General features: G+C 48.5%; 20 protein-coding genes and 1 riboswitch. Of the genes, 5 read left to right on the plus strand and 15 right to left on the minus strand.

Annotated features, from left to right (window positions below):
• Nucleotides 1–76: 76 nt before the first annotated feature.
• The 3 genes from HP570_RS21190 to HP570_RS21200 all read right to left on the minus strand — a co-directional run bounded on the left by HP570_RS21190 (nucleotide 77) and on the right by HP570_RS21200 (nucleotide 3487).
• Nucleotides 77–901: an inositol monophosphatase family protein gene (locus HP570_RS21190; protein WP_015892578.1), complete on the minus strand. Its 825-nt coding sequence runs from the start codon at nucleotides 899–901 to the stop codon at nucleotides 77–79.
• Nucleotides 902–1187: 286 nt separating this feature from the next.
• Entirely contained in the window at nucleotides 1188–1400 is a 213-nt protein-coding gene (locus tag HP570_RS21195; protein WP_016743075.1) for a CstA-like transporter-associated (seleno)protein, read from the minus strand.
• Nucleotides 1397–3487 (minus strand): carbon starvation CstA family protein, encoded by a 2091-nt coding sequence (locus HP570_RS21200; protein WP_173627040.1) that lies wholly within the window; start codon nucleotides 3485–3487, stop codon nucleotides 1397–1399. Before HP570_RS21200 ends, HP570_RS21195 begins: the two co-directional genes overlap by 4 nt.
• A 256-nt stretch (nucleotides 3488–3743) precedes the next feature.
• Between HP570_RS21200 and HP570_RS21205 the strand changes: the two genes are divergently transcribed.
• Nucleotides 3744–4229: a hypothetical protein gene (locus tag HP570_RS21205; protein ID WP_015892581.1), complete on the plus strand. Its 486-nt coding sequence runs from the start codon at nucleotides 3744–3746 to the stop codon at nucleotides 4227–4229.
• Between the two features lie 59 nt (nucleotides 4230–4288).
• Here the strand turns inward: HP570_RS21205 and HP570_RS21210 are convergent, their stop codons facing one another.
• The 6 genes from HP570_RS21210 to trxA all read right to left on the minus strand — a co-directional run bounded on the left by HP570_RS21210 (nucleotide 4289) and on the right by trxA (nucleotide 9320).
• Complete coding sequence (locus HP570_RS21210) at nucleotides 4289–5071, minus strand: LytR/AlgR family response regulator transcription factor (protein WP_173627041.1); 783 nt, start codon at nucleotides 5069–5071, stop codon at nucleotides 4289–4291.
• Nucleotides 5046–6773 (minus strand): sensor histidine kinase, encoded by a 1728-nt coding sequence (locus tag HP570_RS21215; protein WP_173627042.1) that lies wholly within the window; start codon nucleotides 6771–6773, stop codon nucleotides 5046–5048. The genes HP570_RS21210 and HP570_RS21215 overlap by 26 nt, the downstream gene beginning before the upstream one ends.
• Nucleotides 6774–6932: 159 nt before the next feature.
• A complete protein-coding gene (locus HP570_RS29695; RefSeq protein WP_309139207.1) occupies nucleotides 6933–7181 on the minus strand; it encodes a GNAT family N-acetyltransferase in 249 nt (82 codons plus the stop codon).
• Nucleotides 7178–7381: a hypothetical protein gene (locus HP570_RS29700; RefSeq protein WP_254495406.1), complete on the minus strand. Its 204-nt coding sequence runs from the start codon at nucleotides 7379–7381 to the stop codon at nucleotides 7178–7180. Before HP570_RS29700 ends, HP570_RS29695 begins: the two co-directional genes overlap by 4 nt.
• 304 nt (nucleotides 7382–7685) lie before the next feature.
• On the minus strand, nucleotides 7686–8777 hold the full coding sequence (gene hppD, locus HP570_RS21225; protein ID WP_015892585.1) for a 4-hydroxyphenylpyruvate dioxygenase: 1092 nt from the start codon (nucleotides 8775–8777) through the stop codon (nucleotides 7686–7688).
• A 225-nt stretch (nucleotides 8778–9002) separates the two neighbouring features.
• Nucleotides 9003–9320, minus strand: coding sequence for a thioredoxin (gene trxA, locus HP570_RS21230; protein WP_015892586.1), 318 nt, complete (start codon nucleotides 9318–9320; stop codon nucleotides 9003–9005).
• A 289-nt stretch (nucleotides 9321–9609) separates the two neighbouring features.
• Here trxA and HP570_RS21235 point away from each other — a divergent pair, with 289 nt between their 5' ends.
• Nucleotides 9610–10008, plus strand: a complete 399-nt coding sequence (locus HP570_RS21235; RefSeq protein ID WP_015892587.1) for an RrF2 family transcriptional regulator — start codon at nucleotides 9610–9612, stop codon at nucleotides 10006–10008.
• Between the two features lie 102 nt (nucleotides 10009–10110).
• Nucleotides 10111–10791 carry a class I SAM-dependent methyltransferase gene (locus HP570_RS21240; protein WP_173627043.1) on the plus strand — a complete coding sequence of 227 codons (681 nt, stop codon included), beginning with the start codon at nucleotides 10111–10113 and terminating at the stop codon, nucleotides 10789–10791.
• A gap of 667 nt (nucleotides 10792–11458) precedes the next feature.
• On the opposite strand, the gene HP570_RS21245 is transcribed toward HP570_RS21240, so the two are convergent.
• Complete coding sequence (locus HP570_RS21245) at nucleotides 11459–12877, minus strand: hypothetical protein (RefSeq protein WP_173627044.1); 1419 nt, start codon at nucleotides 12875–12877, stop codon at nucleotides 11459–11461.
• Nucleotides 12878–13010: 133 nt separating this feature from the next.
• On the opposite strand from HP570_RS21245, the gene HP570_RS21250 reads away from it, so the two are divergent.
• Entirely contained in the window at nucleotides 13011–14675 is a 1665-nt protein-coding gene (locus tag HP570_RS21250; protein ID WP_173627045.1) for a M14 family metallopeptidase, read from the plus strand.
• Nucleotides 14676–14737: 62 nt separating this feature from the next.
• Here HP570_RS21250 and HP570_RS21255 read toward each other — a convergent pair whose 3' ends face one another.
• The 4 genes from HP570_RS21255 to HP570_RS21270 form a co-directional block, all read right to left on the minus strand.
• Nucleotides 14738–15619, minus strand: coding sequence for a methyl-accepting chemotaxis protein (locus HP570_RS21255; RefSeq protein ID WP_173606302.1), 882 nt, complete (start codon nucleotides 15617–15619; stop codon nucleotides 14738–14740).
• Between the two features lie 30 nt (nucleotides 15620–15649).
• The gene (gene yfmT, locus HP570_RS21260; RefSeq protein ID WP_173627046.1) at nucleotides 15650–17107 is read right to left on the minus strand and encodes a benzaldehyde dehydrogenase; all 1458 of its coding nucleotides are present in this window, start codon (nucleotides 17105–17107) and stop codon (nucleotides 15650–15652) included.
• An 85-nt stretch (nucleotides 17108–17192) separates the two neighbouring features.
• Nucleotides 17193–17278, minus strand: a riboswitch (cyclic di-GMP riboswitch).
• Between the two features lie 175 nt (nucleotides 17279–17453).
• Entirely contained in the window at nucleotides 17454–18389 is a 936-nt protein-coding gene (locus HP570_RS21265) for a methyl-accepting chemotaxis protein (protein ID WP_173627047.1), read from the minus strand.
• 24 nt (nucleotides 18390–18413) lie between these two features.
• Nucleotides 18414–19169: a hypothetical protein gene (locus HP570_RS21270; protein WP_015892595.1), complete on the minus strand. Its 756-nt coding sequence runs from the start codon at nucleotides 19167–19169 to the stop codon at nucleotides 18414–18416.
• Between the two features lie 85 nt (nucleotides 19170–19254).
• Between HP570_RS21270 and HP570_RS21275 the strand changes: the two genes are divergently transcribed.
• Nucleotides 19255–20667, plus strand: coding sequence for an RsmB/NOP family class I SAM-dependent RNA methyltransferase (locus tag HP570_RS21275; protein WP_173627048.1), 1413 nt, complete (start codon nucleotides 19255–19257; stop codon nucleotides 20665–20667).
• Between the two features lie 77 nt (nucleotides 20668–20744).
• On the opposite strand, the gene HP570_RS21280 is transcribed toward HP570_RS21275, so the two are convergent.
• Nucleotides 20745–20990: a hypothetical protein gene (locus tag HP570_RS21280; RefSeq protein ID WP_015892597.1), complete on the minus strand. Its 246-nt coding sequence runs from the start codon at nucleotides 20988–20990 to the stop codon at nucleotides 20745–20747.
• Nucleotides 20991–20997 lie beyond the last annotated feature (7 nt).

The raw sequence follows: 20997 nt of genomic DNA on the forward strand, positions 1-20997 counted from the left end.
ACATCCAAACGAAAACCCAAGATGCATAACAAAAGAAAACCCACTGGATGCGCATGTCCGGTGGGTTCTTGTACACTTAATTTTGTGAAGGTACATCGGTATGTTCCGATTTCAGGAACTGCTGCAGCTCCTCATAAAAAGTCGGGTTGCAAGCCATCACGCTGCTTTTTTGGTCGTACGGCAGTGGTGTCCCCGTCATGGTCGTCACCCGGCCGCCCGCTTCTTCTACAATAATGCGAGCTGCCCCAAAATCCCACGCATTGAGCTGCATACTGACGTAGCCATCCAGTCTTCCCGCAGCCACATACGCCATTTCCAGAGCGGCGCTTCCCAAGAGGCGCATTCCGCGAACCTTCCCAGCAAGCTTTTTCACAATCAAATCAATGCCGATCTGCTCAGCACGCTTGTTCCAAAATACGCTCGTACATAACAAAGCTTGCTCCAGGCTCACTTCTCGATTCACTTGCAAGGGACGATCATTGAGAAAAGCCCCTTCCCCTTTTACCGCATAAAACAACTCGTCTCTGGAAGGATCATAAACCGCTCCGACCATTCCCTCTCCCTTATGATACACAGCAATGGAAACGGAAAAATTGATTTGCTGATGCACAAAATTGGTCGTACCATCAATCGGGTCGATGACCCAAAGCGTGTCATACTGCTTGTAATCCTCCACATGTGCGCTCTCTTCTCCAAGAATGCCGTGATCAGGGAAGCGTGCAAGAATCATCTGAATGACGTGATTCTCCACTTCTTTATCTACGGCCGTAACAAGATCGGAGGCAGATGTTTTATACTCGACGGTAAAAGGCTCCTTCATTCGCTTCAGACTCAGCTCACCCGCTGAACGGGCGCATTGCAAAGCGAGCTCCTTGAGAGCCGCCAGTGTTGATGCTTGCACACGTATCGCCACCTAAAACTTGACTTATTTTTTCGCAAAGCACGCCCTTTTCTTCCAGAAAGAGAGGCTTCGATGTTTTAATTGAATATGATGAGACAGCTCGTGTTAAAAAACGGTCATGCTATATGATTTAGTGTACCATACTTTACCTGCTGTTACACCACACGTTAGCCATGGGGAGTGTGCCTGAAATGTCGTTGCTTCACCCAACTCCCGAATTATTGAAAAAGGGTGTATCCCTCGTCAATTTCTGACTGGGGAGACACCCTTTTTTTACGTGACCACTTTAGCAGCAGCGCGTTACGCCGCCTTTTTCAAATCGTTCGGTCAATGCGTACATGTAGTACTCACGCTCTGTCATCGGAAAGATACCCGGTGCCCCATGCGTCTCGTACCAATGGGCGAGATAGCGGTCATAGTCAGGCATTCCGAAAATGGTTTTAATAACAGAGCTCACTTTGCGCATTGCCTTTCGCATGGCTCTTAGCTTGCGCCTCATGCTACGTGATGTCCTTTCCCGTCAAATACATTTCCTTTGGACTTGATGTACGGAGATTCCTGCAACGGATAGTGCTTGCCGCGGAGAATATTGATCCATACCCGCGCACCATCGAGAATGATCCCAATCGTAATGACCATGAAGATCGCACATACCACAGCATCGATCTGGTCGTTGAAGATCATTTTTTGTGCAGCTTCTATCGTTTTTACCCCTTTTGGCAGCGTCCCCGCATCCAGTGCCTTTTGGAATGCTTCTGCATGCGAGAGGAAGCCGATTTTCGGATCAGGATGGAACAGCTTTTGCCAGCCTGCTGTCAGCGTAGCCGTCGTCAGCCAAGCCATCGGTACGAGTGTGATCCACGAGTAAGCCGCTTTGCCCATTTTGAAAATAATCGTCGTTCCCACCGTAAACGCTATCGCGGCGAGCATCTGGTTGGCGATACCAAAGAGCGGCCACAGGGTGTAAATGCCTCCCAACGGGTCCATGACACCTTGGAGTAGGAAGTATCCCCATCCGATGGTAATGATCCCAGAACCAATCAGATTACCTGGCAGCCAGTTGACTTCCTTCATTTTCGGAATGACGTTGCCGAGCATGTCTTGTACCATAAATCGTCCGACACGTGTTCCCGCATCGATCGTCGTCAAAATAAAGACAGCCTCAAACAAGATCGCAAAGTGATACCAGAATGCCATTAATGCCTTGCCACCCAATACTCCCGAGAAAATCGTCGCCATCCCAATTGCCAGTGACGGTGCTCCGCCCGTCCGGGAAAGGATCGTCTTTTCTTGAATGTCGTTGGCGAGCGTTGTTAAATGGTCAGGGGTTACGGTATAGCCCCAGCCTGTTATCGTCGTCGCAACCTGAACTACATCCACGCCAATTGCTGCGGCAGGTGAGTTGATCGCAAAATAGACACCGGGAGTCAACACGCACGCTGCAATCATCGCCATCACCGCGACCCCAGACTCCATCAGCATCCCGCCATAGCCGATCAATGGCGCATGCGATTCCTTCGCGATCATCTTCGGCGTCGTTCCGGATGATACGAGTGAATGGAATCCTGATACGGCTCCGCACGCGATGGTAATAAACAAGAAGGGAAACAGATTTCCTGCAAAAACAGGGCCAGTTCCATCAATGAATTTCGTTAGTGCTGGCATTTGCAATGGCGGCAGTGTCAGCACAATTCCCACCGCCAATACCGCAATCGTCCCTACTTTCAAGAATGAGCTGAGATAATCGCGCGGTGCCAACAGCAGCCACACAGGCAAAACCGAGGCAATAAACCCGTACACAATGATCATCCAGGCAAGCTGTACTTTGGAAAACGTGAAAGCTGGTCCCCATGTAGGCGATGCAGCAACGATTTGACCGAGCCAGAGGGAAAAGAACAGCAGGGCAAGCCCGATAATCGAGCCTTCCAATACTTGCCCAGGTCGTATATACCGCATATACAATCCCATCATTATCGCGATAGGCAGCGTCATGAATATCGTGAAGGTAGCCCAAGGTGATTCAGCAAGAGCGTTAACCACAACCATCGCTAAAACAGCAATCAGGATAATCATAATGGCAATAATACCAATCAAAGCGAGTGCTCCGCCAACAGGACCGATCTCTTCCTTGGCAATCTGACCGAGAGACTTTCCATTGCGACGCATCGATCCGAACAGAATAATAAAGTCTTGTACCGCTCCACCGATCACGACCCCGACGATAATCCAGATCGTTCCCGGCAAATATCCCATTTGCGCAGCCAACGTAGGACCTACGAGTGGGCCTGCTCCTGCAATCGCAGCGAAATGGTGCCCAAACAACACCCATTTGTTCGTGGGCACGAAGTCTTTGCCGTCGTTGTTCACTTCTGCTGGGGTAGCGCGATTATCATCGAGCGCCATAAGTTTTTTGGCTATGAATTTGCTGTAAAAACGATAAGCTACAGCATAAGTACAAAATGCGGCTGTCAGTAACCAGAACGAGTTGACTGATTCCCCTTGCCAGAGGGCTATCATCCCGAATCCGACAGCACCCAATGCGGCTATCCCGCCCCAAATCAAGAGGGAAAGAAACCATTTCTTCATCCGAGTCGCCTCCTTCTATTTATTTAATATTCAGGCAATGAACCTTAGAAAAAAGTATCACATCGGACAGCTTGCCAACATAAAAAATGACTGAACCGTACAAAAACAGGCACAAGCTGCACCATCCTCGTTTGAGTGTAAGCGCGTTCAATTTGGGGACGTAGAAAGTCTCCGCCCCGAGTCCGATACAAACCCCTCCACAATATGTTAAAGTTATACATAAATTGGTATGGAAATCAAAAAGGAGAATACGCACATGCGACGAATCGGGGGTTACATCATTATCGGAATCGGAGCGATTTTTGTTCTGGCTACCTACCTGAACGTACCGCTCGCAATGGACATGCTTTGGCCAGTCTTTCTTCTCATCCCAGGAATCGGGTTTCATATTTTCTTTTTTATGAACCCAATGCCGAATCGCGCTGGATTGTTGGTGCCAGGCGGGATCTTGCTCGTTTATGCTCCACTCTTCTTTTTCAGCCAGCTATTTTTTCATGGGGATATGAGCACGACGTGGCCCTTTTTCCTGATTGGTCCTGCTGTGGGGCTTACCGAGCTGTACCTATTCGGCAATCGCAAACCCGCTCTCTTGATCCCCATTGGCATCCTCACTGTTCTCGCTATCATATTTTTGATCGCGAATCTGGCGTCTACCCAAGTAGGCGGCATCCTCGGCTTGATCCTGATCGTTTTGGGCGGGATTATGGTGACACGGAAGAAAAACGATGACTATCCCGTGTAAGCAGTCAAAAAAACAGACCAATCCTCCCCCAAACGGGACGCAGGATTGGTCTGTTTCCTTTAAAACCCTAATCGTTTCTTCAATTCCTTTACGACATTGCGGCTAACAGGCACTTCTGTTTTGCGTTGATCCTGCATGACTAGATGAATCGAGCCTTTAAACCAAGGGACGAGCTCTGCCGTTTTAGATAAATTGACAATGAAAGCGCGATGGGTCCGAAAAAACTGTTGGCGTGACAGCCTGCTCTCCAGCTCCTGCAACGTAAAGGTGGTCGCATATTGCTCACCTGCTGTATAGATCCTCGCATACCTTCCTTCCAAGGTGGCATAGACGATTTCGTTTGGATCAATCAGCATAATCTTGCCGTTTTTTTCTACCGGGACACGATGTGGCTGAGTATCGACCAGTACATTTTGCAGAAGGGATTGTAGCCTTTCCTCCAGTAGCGGTGACGCGTCCAATGCAGGCTCGCTTTTCCGCCTCATTTTTCGTACCCGGTTCATCGTCTTTTCCAGACGCATTTCGCTGAACGGCTTGACGATATAATCAACGGCTTCGGCCTCAAATGCTCTCACCGCATGAAATTCATACGCACTTGCAAAGATGATGACAGGTGGATTGACCATGGATTCCAGAAGCTCCTGCCCCACATCTACACCGTCCCTGTCCTGCAAATGGATGTCCAAAAAAACCGCATCCGGCTCTGTCTGAAGCACCGCTTCCAACGCCTCTTCCCCACTGCCCGCCTCTCCTACTACGGATACTTCCGAAAACTGCTCCAGCAAATACCGCAGTTCTTCTCTGGCAGGCGTCTCATCATCGACGATGAACACTTTGAGCACTGACGTTCACCCCTATCGGTAATTGTATGGTGCATGTTGTCCCGCTCCCGCTTTTGCTCTCGATCACGATTCCATATGGTTCTCCGTAGATCGATTGGAGACGACTTTTTACATTGGCAAGACCGATTCCAGATAATTGCCGTCCTGCGCGCTTCTCATCTGGTGCTCGCTCGGATGGGTCAACCTCCATTCCGACTCCATTATCTGCCACTGTCAGTTCGACGATTTGCTTTTCTTTGCGGCGCGCACGAATTACTACGGTTCCCCCTTCGCGCTTGGGCAACAGTCCGTGCTTGACCGCATTCTCTACCAGCGGCTGCAAAATCAGTCCTGGCACGGTAAACCGCTCTACGCCGTCCTCGATGTCGTACTCTACATGGAGCTTGTCCCCGAATCTCGCACGTTCGATGGCCAAATAGGCTTCGATATGCTCCAGCTCACGCGCCAGACTGACATATCCGCCAGAGTCATGCAAATTACGGCGGAAGTACTCTCCCAAATGAATCAATAATTCACGGGCCTGTTCGGGACGGAAGCGAATAAACGAAACGATCGTATTGAGCGCATTAAACAAGAAATGCGGATTGATCTGCGCATGCAAGGCCCTGATTTCTGCATCTGCCAACAGGCGGGACTGCTTCTCTAGCTCAGCCAGTTCGAGCTGACTCGATATCAGGTTCCCCAATCCACGTACGAGCTCCAGGTCCACTGCTGACAGTTTGCGCGAGCGATCCTGATACAGCTTGAGCACACCCGCTACTTCACGTCTTCGCATCAGGGGGACAAGGATCGCATAGCGCAAGGGACAGTTCGTCTCCCTGCACCCAATCTCTTCCTTCGTCTGGGCAATCTTTACTTCTTTAGTCGATAAAACTTCACGGGTCGCCTTGGTCGTTATGCCTTCTCCCACTACGTGATGAGACGAGCCTGCACCAACATGCGCAAGTACAGAGCGCGTATCGGTAATCGCTACCGCTGCTACACGCGTCGTCCGCAAAATTTCCTCCGCTACCTTTTGGGCAGAATCATAGGTCAGCCCTTGACGTAAGTACGATAGTGTTTTGTCCGCTACTTGCAGCGTTCGCTGGGCTTGGAGCGCCCCAATCCGATCCTCTTCCTTTTTGGCCAAATCAATAATAATGATCAAAATAGCAATTCCGACCGAGTTGACGACTGACATCGGTACACTAATGGCCTGAACCAATGCCAAAGCGTCAGCGTATGGGCGTGCGATGAGCAAAACAATGCCCATTTGCAGCCACTCTGCCAAGAAACCAACGAAGAGTGCTGTCGTCCACCCGATTTTTTTGCTGCGGTTACGGAGGAACTGATAGATTAATCCCGCAAACAAGCCCTCGCTTATGGTCGAGATGGCACATGCCAAATCTGTAAAGCCGCCCAAGGAATAGCGATGAATTCCCGCGATCAGCCCTGTCATCAACCCTACCCAGGGACCAGCCAGCAAGCCTGCCACGACCGTCCCGATCACGCGTGAATTCGCAATCGCATCCTGATACCAAATGCCATTATAGGTACCCAGTATGGAAATAGCAGAGAAAATGACGACCATCAGTGCTTTTTCCCGCCACGTTGCTTGCTGGTTCAATATGCTGCGGAATGCACGTACACGCGTAAACAGCAAGGCCATCACAATCAAAACCGCCGTCCGCTCCGTCAATGGGACCATTAATGCCAGATTCATTGTTTTATCCCTCTCAATCGCTGCCCGATAGTTCCTGTCATTTCCATAACTAATCAAAATATTCACGCTTCACACCGTATTTCCCTTTTGCTTCTCTTCCTTTCCTGGTAAAAAAGGTTGCCGAAGTAATTTCGCCAACCCATGGAAACCCGTATCATTTTAATATTCGAACTCCAGTATTTTACACTTTTCCTTCCGCTCAAATCCTAGCTTTGTCCCCAGACGTACCGACTCCTCGTTGGTTTCTAGCGTGGTCCAGTGCGGTGTCAGTCCATGTTGCATGCAATGCTCCAGGTACGCTACGCAAGCAAGTGTAGCAAAGCCTTTGTTCATGTCGGCTTCCTCGTACGTTTCCACGCTAATTTCATGGTCACGCTCATGGACACAGCAAGACAGGCAAGCACTCACAATCGTATTTCCCCGACGAAAATACTAATCACACCGGTTTGATCGACCAAGGCTGTCCGGGGCTGCTCCACATCATCTACGAAAATCGCTCCTCGATTTGTTCCATTGATAATCGCTTGGATGGTCAGATCGTTCACGTTCTCAGGTGACAGCAACGTCCTGATTTTTGCATAATCATTTGGCTCCAATCGATGAATCATCACAATTTCAGCCCTTTCACTTTCTTTTGGTCATCTGTGTACTTTTGCGGCTATTTGAACGACTCTACCAAAAGCTTCTACGCTACCGTCCTGTGTTAGCTGAATGTCCTGCTGAACTTCCCTCTTGATACTTACATCGCATAACCATCTATTTATATCCAATATTTGGTTCCTACTAGTATAGATGATAGAGATGGGTAAATGGTTCATGAGTTTTTATTTTTTCTGCTTCGCAAACAAAAAAGACCATCCCTTCAGCGTTTTCAGCCTGAGATGGTCTTGTCATACTTGTTACGTCAATGAATTACAAGTTCCCTCTGCGCTCCTGCTCGCGCTCCAACGCCTCGAACAGTGCCTTGAAGTTGCCATTTCCGAAGCCGCGCGCTCCTTTGCGCTGGATAATCTCGATAAACAGCGTCGGACGGTCTACAATCGGCTTGCTGAACAGCTGCAAGAGATAGCCTTCGTCGTCTCTGTCGACCAAGACCCCCAGCTTTCTCAGCGCCTCGATGTCTTCGTCAATTTCCCCTACACGCTCTTTCAAATCTTCGTAGTACGCATCTGGGACCATGAGGAAATCTACACCGTTATCACGCAGCTTCGATACCGTTTCGATAATATCGTTGGTCAGGATGGCAATATGCTGTACACCTGGCCCTTTGTAGAACTCCAAAAACTCCTGAATTTGCGACTTGCGGCGTCCTTCTGCTGGCTCATTAATCGGGAACTTGATGCGTCCAGTTCCACTTTGCATCACTTTGGACATGAGCGCAGAATACTCCGTCGAGATGTCGTCCTCACTGAAATTTTGTACGGCTGTAAAGCCCATGACCTTTTGGTAATATTCTACCCACTCATCCATGATCTCGACGTTACCAACGATGTGGTCGATGCCGATGATACCCGTGCTCTCTCGTTTGACTGGAGATTGGTAAGCTTTATAGCCCGGGAAGAATGGTCCGTTGTAATTTTTCCGTTCGATAAAGGAATGAATGTTTTCGCCGTACGTACCGATAATCGCTTTTTTGACCGTCCCGAATTCATCGGTATACTCAGTCGGTTCCATGATCGGAATGGCTCCGCGAGAAACGGCCTCCCGGTAAGCCTGCTCACAATCCTCTACACGCAGGGCTACGTCCTTGACTCCGTCCCCATGCTTTTTCACAAAATCCGCGATCGGGCTGTCAGGCGTAAGGGCCCCACTGATCACGAACGTCATATGCTTCTGCTTCAAGACGTAGGAAACCTTTTCCCGAGAACCTGTCTCCAAGCCCGAATAGGCTACTGCTTCAAAACCAAACGCATTTGTGAAATAGTGCATAGCTTGCTTGGCGTTCCCTGTATAAAACTCCAGGTAGTCCCAGTCCTGAATCGGGAAAAAATCGGTATTGCTCATTGCCTACCCCTCCGCTTTCCTTTTCAATTATTGACATTATTTTGTGAATTGGGATTATTTTGTCGTTATCTTGAGAGTACCTTGGAAGCGCTTCCCCTTGCAAGAGCACGAAACAACGCGAAAACGCTCAAACGCTTTTATTCATTAAAGTACGCATGCGAGTAACAACTGGATACCAAAAAGCCACCGATCAAGTTGACCGATGGCTTTCCCTTCGTTTTCCTACTACCTATGCTTGAAAACAAATTGTTTCAGTTCCGCTAGAGGGGCAGCTCCTACGGCCTTGTCAATCATTTCTCCGTTCTTGAGCAAAATGGTCGTTGGCAAACTCATAATGCCATACTGATTGGCAATCTCTTGTTGTTCATCGACATTGACCTTTAGAACTCTCACTTCGCTGCTATGCTCCCTATCGAACGATTCGAGTATCGGCCCAAAAAAGCGGCACGGCCCGCACCAAGGTGCCCAAAAGTTGACGAGAGTATAGCCCTCGCTTTTTACATCATGTTGAAACGTAGAATCTGTCGTGTGGCAAATGCTCATTTGTAAGTTCCTCCCCTTTTTATGTTGAATAGTTATTCAAAAAGACCATTACAGAGCCTTAATATCCTTGATAAAGACAAAAAATAGCTCCCTGTACTTGGATCATTTCAAACAACGCATTCACAGACTTATCATATCTATAATATCCCTCAAGGATTTTTTGTGTCAAGTTGCCCCATCCAAAAATCGGCTTCGAAAGTGCAGATGACAGCGCGAATCACTCTCCCCCTTGCTCATGCTCCCCATTCACTTTATGATGGATGTATTAAGTCCATGATTGAGGTGTATTATGAAGTATTCACAGGCAACAGATTATGCCCTCCATGCGATGCTCTATCTGGTAGCAGAAGCCCCTGATAAACCCGTTAGTGTTCAGCTTTTGGCAGAGAAGCTAGGCGTTTCACAAACATACCTATCCAAAATGCTGACCAAACTGGTCAAAGCTGGGTTGATCCACTCGGTCTCTGGCGCAAATGGCGGATACAAGCTCAAACGCAATCAGGATGATATATCGTTTCTGGATGTTATCCAAGCCATTGAAGGGACAACCTCCTTGTTTGAATGCAGCTTCCGTCATGATAGTGCCTGTCTGATTCAACAGGTTGTGACTGACGCCGAGCAGCAAATGATGCATACGCTAAAGAGTAAAAAAATTGCTGACCTGGTCCCACATATCCCCAAACCATGATCCTTTGACGTAAAACATCTTCCATGAAAAGCTCCGGCCGCCTTGACCGGAGTTTTTCTTCATAACGGTATCGTTCAATCGATGAGAAAGGCGTGAACAAGGATGAGTCAATGGACAGAACAAGCCGCCAAGCAATGGGATCAATTTGCAGAAGACTGGCGAAAACGAAGTGAGCATATGTGGGAAAAAGGGAGCCGCAGCACCATCCTCCCCTATTTTATGAAGCATGTAGCTGTCGGAGCTGGACCTGTTCTCGATGCAGGCTGTGGTGACGGCTATGCCAGTTGCAAGCTTGCAGAGCACGGCTATCAGGTGGAGGGCATCGACATTGCCGGGGAAATGATCCGCCTCGCTCATGACCGGGTCATTTCCTCCTCAGGCTCTGTTCATTTTCAGACGGGAGATATCAGCGAGCTTCCTTTTGCCAATGATTCATTCTCCGGTGTGCTCTCGATTAACGTAGTGGAATTCACGCCGTCTCCGCTTCAGGCACTCTTGGAGCTTCACCGCGTGCTCGCACCCGGAGGAATTCTCGTCTTGGGTATCCTCGGTCCTACAGCTGGCCCACGCGCTCATAGCTATCGCAGACTTTATGAAGAGACGACGATCCAAAATACGATGATGCCCTGGGAAGCCAAGCAGTTAGCGAGCGAAAATGGCTTCACACTGCTTGACGAAGAGCCGGTATACAAAGAAGGAATTACGCCAGATATCGCGGGCCGCTTAAGCGTAGAGCTGCGGGAGGCTGTCAGCTTTTTGACCTTGTTTGCTTTGCGAAAATAGATGAGAATGCTCTCCACTTTCGTTAAGTATGCCGGTCACACCTATGAGAGGGAAAACCGGTAATTTTTTATGATCAATCACATCGAACAGTGTCCCCCTAGTCTAGGCTTTGCTATTCCATATCTGGGCAGTTTACTTACCAATATTTCGTTGTTAAAATGGTCGTGCTAATAAAATTTATTTACTTTTATTATTTTTTATTAATTCTACTACAACTTTGTGCGACACACATCTCGGAAGGTGAGAAGAATTATTATCAACGAATGTAATTTTACAATTGTAGCCCCTATCATTTGCTTTCATTGTGGGAATGGGAACTTTCACAAATCTGATAAGAAACACCAAATATACAAAGACCTCATCAATAATGAAGTCATTGAGATACCGGTAAAGCGTCAACGGTATCGATGCACTGCTTGTGGTACGAAAGAATGGGACGTTGTATTGGGAGCATCAACGCATTTGAAAAAAACGAGAAGACTACTTTCCTTTGAAAAGCGCAACACATGATTCCAAGGTTCATGTGCCATCGCGAAAGGATCCACCAACGATAGTTAAGAAGCCGCTTCCCTGAAGCTCACAGGGAAACGGCTGATTTTTCTCACACTGCATTATCGATACCATCAATTCGTTCGGGTCACATTCCATATCCATACAGTCTTTTTATTTACCGATACTGAACATTATTCAGCTGCATCCACATCCATTTACTGTCAATCAACAAGGCAAGGGTCATCTCATCTATCCCATGCAGTTGACGGTACAGACGCTGGGTTTCGACCAAGTCATTGTAGGTCAAGAACGGATAGTCCTTCCTGCCGAATGTTCCATCTGGAAAATAAGCGTAATGCAAATCGCCATTTCCGAGAATCCACTGCGACCCAAGGTTTACGACACCGTAGAGCATCGTATCCGCTAAATCTTTGTCAGTCCGATCGCCGAATTGCATGTAGCTTTTGTAGAGAAAATTAATTTCAGCCAATTGATGATTCAAAGAAACATGTGTCCGAATCATCGGATTCGTTGCTGTCGCGTAGTCCGGAATCAGCCAGCCTTGCTGTACACCAGCGACGACAAAACGGTTCACGGCTGCATGATTGTGAAAATAAGAAGTATATTTTTTCGCCGCTTGGCAAAAGTCCTTTTCTTGATACTGATCGCAGCCCCGCAGAATCAGATCAGCCGCTCCTGTGTTGAATCTCGTATCGTAAAAGCCCTCTTGTATCCCGTAATCGTCACTTAACCACAAAGAGCGCGGCTGCGTCTTCCAGTACCCCTCAGGCTCCTGCTGTTTCAAGCTCGCTTTCAGCATCACATAGCCCATATCCCGGGCAGCATTGCTTCCACCTGTATATAAAAAGGAGCGAAGGACATAATTTTCGGGAATCCGCCAAAAGGAGGACTCCGAAGTCGGCTCATACGTAGAAGGGCTTTGATAGTAATACCCATCGTACAGCCATTTTGCCTTTTCCGTAACGTCCAAGTTAAGCCAGATGCTGTCAAACATTTTTTCTCCCCAAGGAACAAGCGGTTCTCTCGAATCGAGCGCCCACATTTCGCTGATAAAGCCTGCTTTCATCGGCAGCTTGACCACGAGCTCGACACCAGAAGGCGTCTGTTTTACTTCGACTGGCAACGCTAATGCCGGCTTTTCTTCAATCGTGGCTCTACCTTTATCCACGTAGGTAATGGGCTTACCTAACCAAATATACCTGCCCTCTGTCTCTAGGAAACCAGCGGAAAGCGGAAGGGTCTGGACTTGATCAAGCGTGACAACCTTCCAATACGGCTTCTTCGACTCATCATAGTCTCGGTAGCGGAACATCATGTTCTGACTGTTACCCTGAATGGGGATGGTGAAAACGTAGGGCATCATATTGCGCTGACCTGTCATTTTATGGGCCCAATACGTGGCACCATCTGAGAATCGAAACTCTTGTTTTTGGTGAATCGCGCCATTCAGGTGCTCAACATTCTCTGTTTCTATTGGTTTTTTCCATTCATTTGCAGAAATATCGCTCGGAAGGATACTACTTACGGCGATGGCCGTCATCAAAAGGAGCATTCTGCTGATTTTTCTGACCATGTCATCCCCCAATTCTAGTAAAGGAGAACCGAAAGTCCTACTTTAAAATGAATATTTCGTAGTGATTATTATTTTAAAAATAATCTGATAAATTAACCATAGGTGTCTACTTCTATTACGCAGGAGGGAATTTATGGACAAGAAAGTACGCTACGTTGTTTCTACAGCACTCGTAATATCTCTGTTCACCAACCCCTCAATCACCGAAGCTGAACCACAAACCCACATTCCTTATTACGGAATCGGGCCAACCTATGTACAACCTGCACAGATTGAGAGCTTGTTTCCCAAGCCAACTATCCGGTTTGGGACACCCGGTTTCCAAGAAGGAAAAGAAGCTTTTACGTCCCAGGAAGAAATGATGGCTTACATAAGCAAATTGGTTGCAGGCAACAAGGAAATCCAGCTGCTATCCATCGGTACATCATTGGAAGGTCGGGACATCCCCCTGCTGTTATTCAGCAAAGACCACGGCAAGCTCAAACAAACCAATGACAAGCCACTCATCTGGCTACAGGCACAAATCCACGGGAATGAGCCTGCCGCTGGTGAATCTGCTCTTGTGATCGCCAAATGGTTGGCAGAGGGAAAGCTTGGGACCCACCTTCTGGATAGCGTAAACGTTGCGATTGTTCCTCGCATCAACCCGGATGGCTCCTACCAGTTCAAACGTTACATCGCGACAGAGCTGGATGCCAACCGCGACTACATGAAGGTAGAATATCCAGAGGTGCAAGCGGTTCACCAAGCCATGAATACCTATCAACCTGATGTGGTGCTTGATGCCCACGAATACGGCGTCTCTTCCAGCCAGCTTCGCGATGTTGGAGAAAAAGGCGCGATCTCTTCCTACGATGTTCTGATCTCCTCTGCGAAAAACTTGAATATCCCCACCAACCTGCGCAAAATGTCAGACAACCTGCTCTTGGCTGACGCTCAAAAAGCACTCGACAAGGAGCAACTTTCTCATCACGCTTACTATACGCTGGCAAAAGGCAAGGACGGAAAAGTGACCGCAACAGAAGGCAGCACAGAGACAAGAATCGGACGCAATGCCTTGGGATTGAAAAACACGTTAACATTTTTGGTGGAAACACGCGGCATCGGCATTGGACGCGCCGATTTTGAACGACGTGTATACAGTCAGGCCATAACTCACGCTGCTGTCATTCAATCAACAGCGGCCAACGCCAAGGCAATCAAGTCCGCCGTGACCCAGGCACGCGCAGAAATCACGGAAAAAGGCAAAAAGGCAAACGACAACGACAAACTCGTTATCCTGAGTGAGAATAAGCGAATACCGGGTCAATCTCTCGAAGTAGTCGATCTCGCAACAGCAAAAAAAGTGTCTACCCCTATCGACTGGGTAAGCTCTACAGATGCCTATCCTGTACTCGAACGTGAGCGCCCCACTGCTTATCTCATGCCTCCTGGCTATCATGACGTTGCAGCCAAGCTGGAACTGCTCGGTGTTTCGGTAAGCAAGCTATCAAAAGAAACGACCATAGCGGTAGAAAGCTACACCATTTTGGAAAACAAGGCGAATACGATATACGAGAATGGGCATTTCACCAATCAAGTGACTGCAAATGTAACAGAAACAACGAAAACCTTTCCTGCGGGTAGTTACGTGTTCAGCATGGCCCAACCAAACGCGAACTTTATTGCGTTGGCCCTGGAACCGGAATCAGTGGACAGCTACGTCACGTTTAACTTCCTGCCCGTTGAAAAGGGCGATGAAGTACCGGTGTATCGCTATATGCTGGAGCATCCACTACCCACTACAAATAAGAACTAAAGGAAAAATTCCCCTCTCTAGAGTTAGACTCCTGAGAAGGGAATTTTGTTACATGTATGGGCTTACTTTATTTCAAACACTTCTTGGGCAAGCCCTGCTAGCTTATTCGTATTGTCGCTCACTTCGACCATCGTCGCAGAAATTTCCTCCGTAGCGGCTGCCTGACTCTCCATGGTTTGATTGATCAATTCAATCGAATTTTGTAGCAGGGTTATCAAATCCCGGATGGAATCCGTGGTTTGCTTGATTTTGTCTGCATTCGTCCGTGAATCTGTCGCCATATTGCGAACCTCATTCGCGACGACAGCGAATCCACGCCCTGCATCTCCTACTCTCGCAGCCTCAATGCTCGCATTTAGTCCCAAAATGTTACTTTGATCAGCGATTTTTTTCACGGCGAGTGTAATTTGCTCGATCTCAGTTGTACTTTGGCTCACATCATTGGCTTGCTCTGAGATCGCCTTCATTTGCTCGTTCAAATTCCCGATCTGCACGGCCATCTCGTGTGTGGTGGCACTGACCTGCTCGACGACGCTCGAGAGATTTGCGGCAATTTCATACAGCTCATTGGCTCGCTCCATACTCGAACCAATGCCAACACCGCCGATAACTTTTCCCGTGTGATCATGCAAGGGGATCGCCCGTGCGACGAGAGGAAAACCAAATAATTCCTTGGGAACCATCATCGCCTGCTTGGTGTTTTTTTGAATCGCGTTGGTGATCACATCTCCCTCCTGGAGTGGATCACCAGACTTTACCTGCAGGGAAAATGTTTGGGCAGGCACATTGCGCAATAGCTTTTCCGTGTCGTAGACCCCAATGGTAATGTCATCGTTGAGCAAATCATTTAAATAGGGAGCAACCTTGATGAAAGCCTCGAGAAGTTCTGCATTTTTCCCCTTTTCGGAGGCTTCTGTTTCGTTCCATCCTTCGTATCCGTTCATGACCCTCTTCACCTCTATCTTTTGCTAGCATTAGTACGGAAATTGACGCTTCTTGTGCTGAACCGAAATCCATTTTAGCGTAGTAAACTCTTCTAGGCTCCATTGACCATTCAAGCGTCCCAATCCGGAATGCTTTTCACCGCCGAACGCCACAATTGGTTCGTCATTGATCGTTCCATCGTTGATATGAATCATGCCGGTCTCAATGCGCTTGGCCATCTGGGCACCTCTCTCCAGATCGCGGGTATGAATCGCCCCGGACAATCCAAATGGTGTCTCGTTCGCCATACGAATTGCTTCTTCCTCGGAAGCAAACGACATGATGCAAACAGCCGGACCAAACAGCTCTTTCGATGCAATGGACATGTCTGTGGTCACTCCTGTCAAAACAATCGGCTCGACCACGTTTCCTTTTACTTCCCCTTTCAGTGCAGGAACGGCTCCTTCGCGTATCGCCTCATCGATCGTTGCCATCAGGTTGGCGACTTGCCGTTGATTGATGAGTGGACCGATTACCGTGTCTGGATCATTTGGGTCGCCTACCTTGAGACCAGATACTTTTTCCACATACAGATCGAGGAATTTATCGTATACATCTTGGTGAACCAGAACCCGGTTAGCCGACATGCAAATCTGACCTTGGTGGGTAAAGCGGCTGAATACCGCTGCATTGACGGCATACTGGAGATCCGCATCCTCCAAAACAATCAGGGCACTATTGCCACCTAGCTCCAAAATCGCCTTCTTGAAATGCTTCGCTGCCACTTGCGCGATATGGCTTCCTACTTGGCTAGAGCCTGTAAACGAAAGGATGCGCGGAATCGGGTGGGAGACAAACCCATCGCCAATTTCAGCAATATCCGTTACAACGACGTTGATCAAGCCTTTGGGCAGACCTACTTCTTCAAAAATTTTCGCGATGAGAGTCCCACCCGTGATTGGCGTGTGCTCATGCGGTTTGAGGACGACACCGTTGCCCGCGCCAAGAGCTGGAGCTACGGACTTCATCGACAGATAGAACGGGAAGTTGAACGGACTGATGACACCGACAACTCCTGCGGGAATCCGATACAAACGATTTTCCTTTCCGTCTACGGGAGAAGGGAGAATTTTTCCTTCCATACGTACAGGGAACGTAGCCGCCTCGCGAATAATATCCTTGACAAGCCCGATCTCAAAAAATGCCTTCAGTCGGGTTCCACCTAGTTCACGAATGATGATCTGAATGATTTCTTCTTCATGCTCTTCGATATAGCGAACTGCACGCTCCAACATTCGGGATTTGGTATAGGCATTCACTTCATCCCACTCTTTTTTCGCGTTGGCTGCCGCCTTGTAAGCCGCGTCGATATCCTCCAGATTTGCCATTTTGAATTCTGCGATGACTTCCCCGTTGTAAGGGTTGATATCTTGCAATGTCTTCGCGCCAAGTCCGTCGCGCCACTCCCCATTGATGTACTGCTTGTCCAGTGTTTGAAGGATTGACATGCTACAACCACTCCCTTTTGAAAAATAAAGAGGCCCCTTTCGCATGAAAGGAGCCGTCATACTAAAACAGCAAAATACACTGCTCGTTGGCAACCCGGCTGCCATCGTAACGTGTACATTAGGCCCGTGGCTTTGCGTCCCCACTTTTCAATGGGTTTGCCCATTCATAGCGAATGCTGATAAGATTTTGTCGAAAAAAGGAAAGATATGGAGAAACATACTTTGATTATAGTACTCCATTTCGAATAGTCAAACGTAAACATGTAAATATTTCGTGAAAGGAAAGAACAAATATCAAAAAGTCCGCATCGCTTGGATACGGACTCCTGATTTTTCTTCCTCATGATCACAATAACTTTTTGACATCCTTTACGCTCGTCGCGAGCATTTGCTCTACCGCGTTGGCGTCTCTTACGTGCTTGGTGATGCCTTCATTCAGCTCGTCCAGTAAGCCCTTTGCCTCACTTACCTGCTGGGACACATCGTCAGCAAAACGCTTTTGATGCGCGATGATTTCCATCACACCCGCCACTTCGACGTTCAGTACCTGGAAAGCGTTCGCGATCTGATCCGTCTTCTGTGCAGCATCCTTGCTGATGGAAAGTCCATTTTTGATCGCACTGCTGCTTTTTTCACTGTTGGACAATGCTTCTTTGATTTCTTCTTGAATCTTGCCGATCAATTCCGCAATCGTCTTGGTCGAGTTCGCTGTCATCTCTGCCAGCTTCCGTACTTCATCCGCTACGACAGCAAAGCCTCGGCCTTGTTCCCCCGCACGTGCAGCTTCTATCGCTGCATTCAGAGCGAGAAGGTTAGTCTGATTCGTAATATCGCTGATTACCTTGACAATACTCGTAATTTCCGAAGAACGCTCTTCCAAGAGGCTCATGGACTTGGACGTATGAACCGATTCTTTGTCGAGCAGGCTCATGACTTCCACAACGTCCGTCATAGCCTTATTGCCTTCATCTGCACGCGCTACCGATTGTTTGCAGATGTCTGTCAGGCGCTCTCCTCGAACCGACAACTGGCTCGCAGATTCATCATCCCGCTCATTAATGGCCTGGATATTCTCTACGGCACGCTTCATCCTCGTCACCAATCGCACCATTTGATCGGAATCGGCGTTCATTGCTTGGTCCGAAGCGAGGATTGCACCCATCTGTTCGTAAAGACCGCGAAGCTCATGTTTCCATGCGTCTTGCTGTCCTGCCATTGTGGTTGTGGCTGTCGTCGCTGCTGTCTCTTTTTCTGCCAGGCCTTTGTCTTTTTTCCAAAACATCCGCTTCCCTCTCCTTTGTACCCATCAATTGTCACCTCGGCGGCTATATACGCGGGACTCGATTATTCCCGGATGTTGTTTCGCCAAGCTCAGCAAGTTTTCCAAGAAATAATAGTGACCCTCCAAGAGCTCCACGTCTTTACGCTCAAAATGCTTCACCTGCAAATACTGCTGCATTTCCAAAGCATAGCGCTCCAGTTTATCGTGAAAATCGTTGGCACGAAGCATTTGCTCCACTTCTGGATATTCTGTTTTCAGGCGACTCAGCTCGCTGTATACACGCCCACCCTCCAGAATCATCTGGTAGGCCGTACGCTCGAGCGTAGCTGTTGTAGCTGCCTCCTGCTCCTCACGCTCCTCGCGCAAAGCTGCCAAGTACGTGATAAAATGGTAGACAGTTAAAAACAATGGTCCTAAAAATAGAATGATCCCTGCCTTGTACACATGCTGATTGGACAAATTGCTGATGAGCAGGAACAAGTGAAACAAGATCGCACCCAACCATACATAGATGATGATTTGGTGATTGATCTTCCCTGCCTTTTGGTGGCGTGAAAAGGCAAAGGTAAGTCCGAGCAGATAAAAGGCAAGCAACGTAAAGCTGGCAGAAAACAAAGCCATCTCCATATCGGTCAGCCAATCTGCATCGGCGGGTATTTCGATAAAGAATTCAAAAGCGAGCACCAGCAGTGAGAACAACAACCCCATGATCCAAAACCGGCTTACTTCCGAGTCATTCCTCCGCCGGGAGCGGTAGCGTTTTGCACGGGATCCTTCCATAATGCTCTCACCTCATTCTCTATGATTCGCCATGATTCTATCTTTTCCTTTCACATGGGGCCAAAATCTGACATCGGAGGCTGTTATGACAAAAAATTTACCAACACCATTTATCGAGCGCATGAAAACCTTGCTCGGACACGACTATGAGGCCTTCGTTTCCTCGTATGATCAGCCTGTGACACACGGCTTGCGAGTCAATCCGTTGAAGGTGGAGCGTGACGATTTTTTGAAAATCTCGCCGTTTGCTGTAGAAGCAGTCCCTTGGTGCGAAAACGGGTTTCGCTACAAAAAGCCTGCTCGTCCCGGCAAGCATCCTTTTCACTCCGCTGGCATGTATTATTTGCAGGAGCCAAGCGCGATGTCCGCTGCCGAAGCACTCGGTGCACAACCTGGTGAGCGAATCCTCGACCTGTGTGCAGCGCCAGGGGGAAAATCGACGCAGCTTGCAGCGTTTTTGCATGGACAAGGAATGCTCGTGGCAAACGAAATCCATCCTGTTCGGGCAAAAGCCTTGTCAGAAAATCTGGAGCGCTGCGGCGTGACCAATGCCGTCGTGACCAACGAAACGCCCGAACGCTTACAGGAGCGATTCCCTCAGTTTTTTGACCGAATTTTAGTAGACGCTCCTTGCTCTGGCGAAGGAATGTTTCGCAAGCTGCCCGAAGCAATCGAAGACTGGAGCCCAGCAAAAGTAACGGAGTGCCATGTCATGCAAGGCGATATTCTCGAGGCGGCCGCTGCTATGCTGAAGCCAGGCGGGACGTTGGTCTACTCCACCTGCACATTCGCTCCGTTGGAAAACGAGCAGTCCCTAGTTAATTTCCTCGGCCGTCACCCGGAATTTGAGATCGTCCCGCTGCCACATGCAGATTGCTTTTCTGCTGGTCAACCCGAGTGGGCCTCGCCGCAAAACGAGCAGCTCACCCAGACAGCCAGATTGTGGCCTCATCGTCTACAGGGAGAAGGTCATTACCTCGCCAAGCTGCAAAAGAGTGAGACCGCTGAAGTTCATGAACCTTCCGGGAAGCGTAAAGAAAAGCGTGCGGCAAAATCAGCTCCGGCAGGTCGAAAAGAAGCCTTGGCAGCCTGGCGTACATTCGCAGCCGAAGCACTCCCTGCGCTTTCCAAACCATTTGAAGATGAGTCTGCCTTTCTTTTATTTGGCGAGCAGCTCTACTACTCACCTGCCCCCGAGCTCGACTGGGACAAGCTCAAGGTCGCGCGCGTCGGTCTGCATCTAGGAACGGTAAAGAAGAACAGATTTGAACCTGCCCACGCCTTGGCACTCGCTCTCTCTCCTGCGGAGGCAGCCCGTGTCGCTTCGTATGGCGCGGACGATCCTGAACTGTTGCGGTACTTAAAAGGAGAAGCGCTCACGCGTGAAGGGGAAAGTGGTTGGACGCTGGTTACTGTAGAGGGATTCTCCATCGGTTGGGGCAAGCAATCAGAGGGGCAACTCAAAAATCATTATCCAAAAGGTCTACGCTGGTTGTAGATTTCCATCCAAAATAAAAAAGCCCACAAAGCTACACGAAATGCATTCGTAACTGCTTTTGGGCTTTTCTCTTTTTCTTATGATCGCCCTCTGCGGGACGGATTGTCTACTACGGACAAAGAGCCATTTCTAATATAACGCAATATTTTTGAAACAGATATCCCTGTTGCGTTGGCAATTTGCATCGCATTCGAATTCGGATACGTTCTCACGTAATTGCGAATCATCTGGTAGTCTTGCATTTCGTTTTCTCCGCAAACCTGGCAACTGTACTCTCCCCGGCCCATCGGACTGCCGCATTTCAAGCACGTATCCGTCGTCATCACTGGT

Source organism: Brevibacillus sp. RS1.1 (genome assembly GCF_013284365.1).
Lineage (GTDB): Bacteria > Bacillota > Bacilli > Brevibacillales > Brevibacillaceae > Brevibacillus > Brevibacillus brevis_D.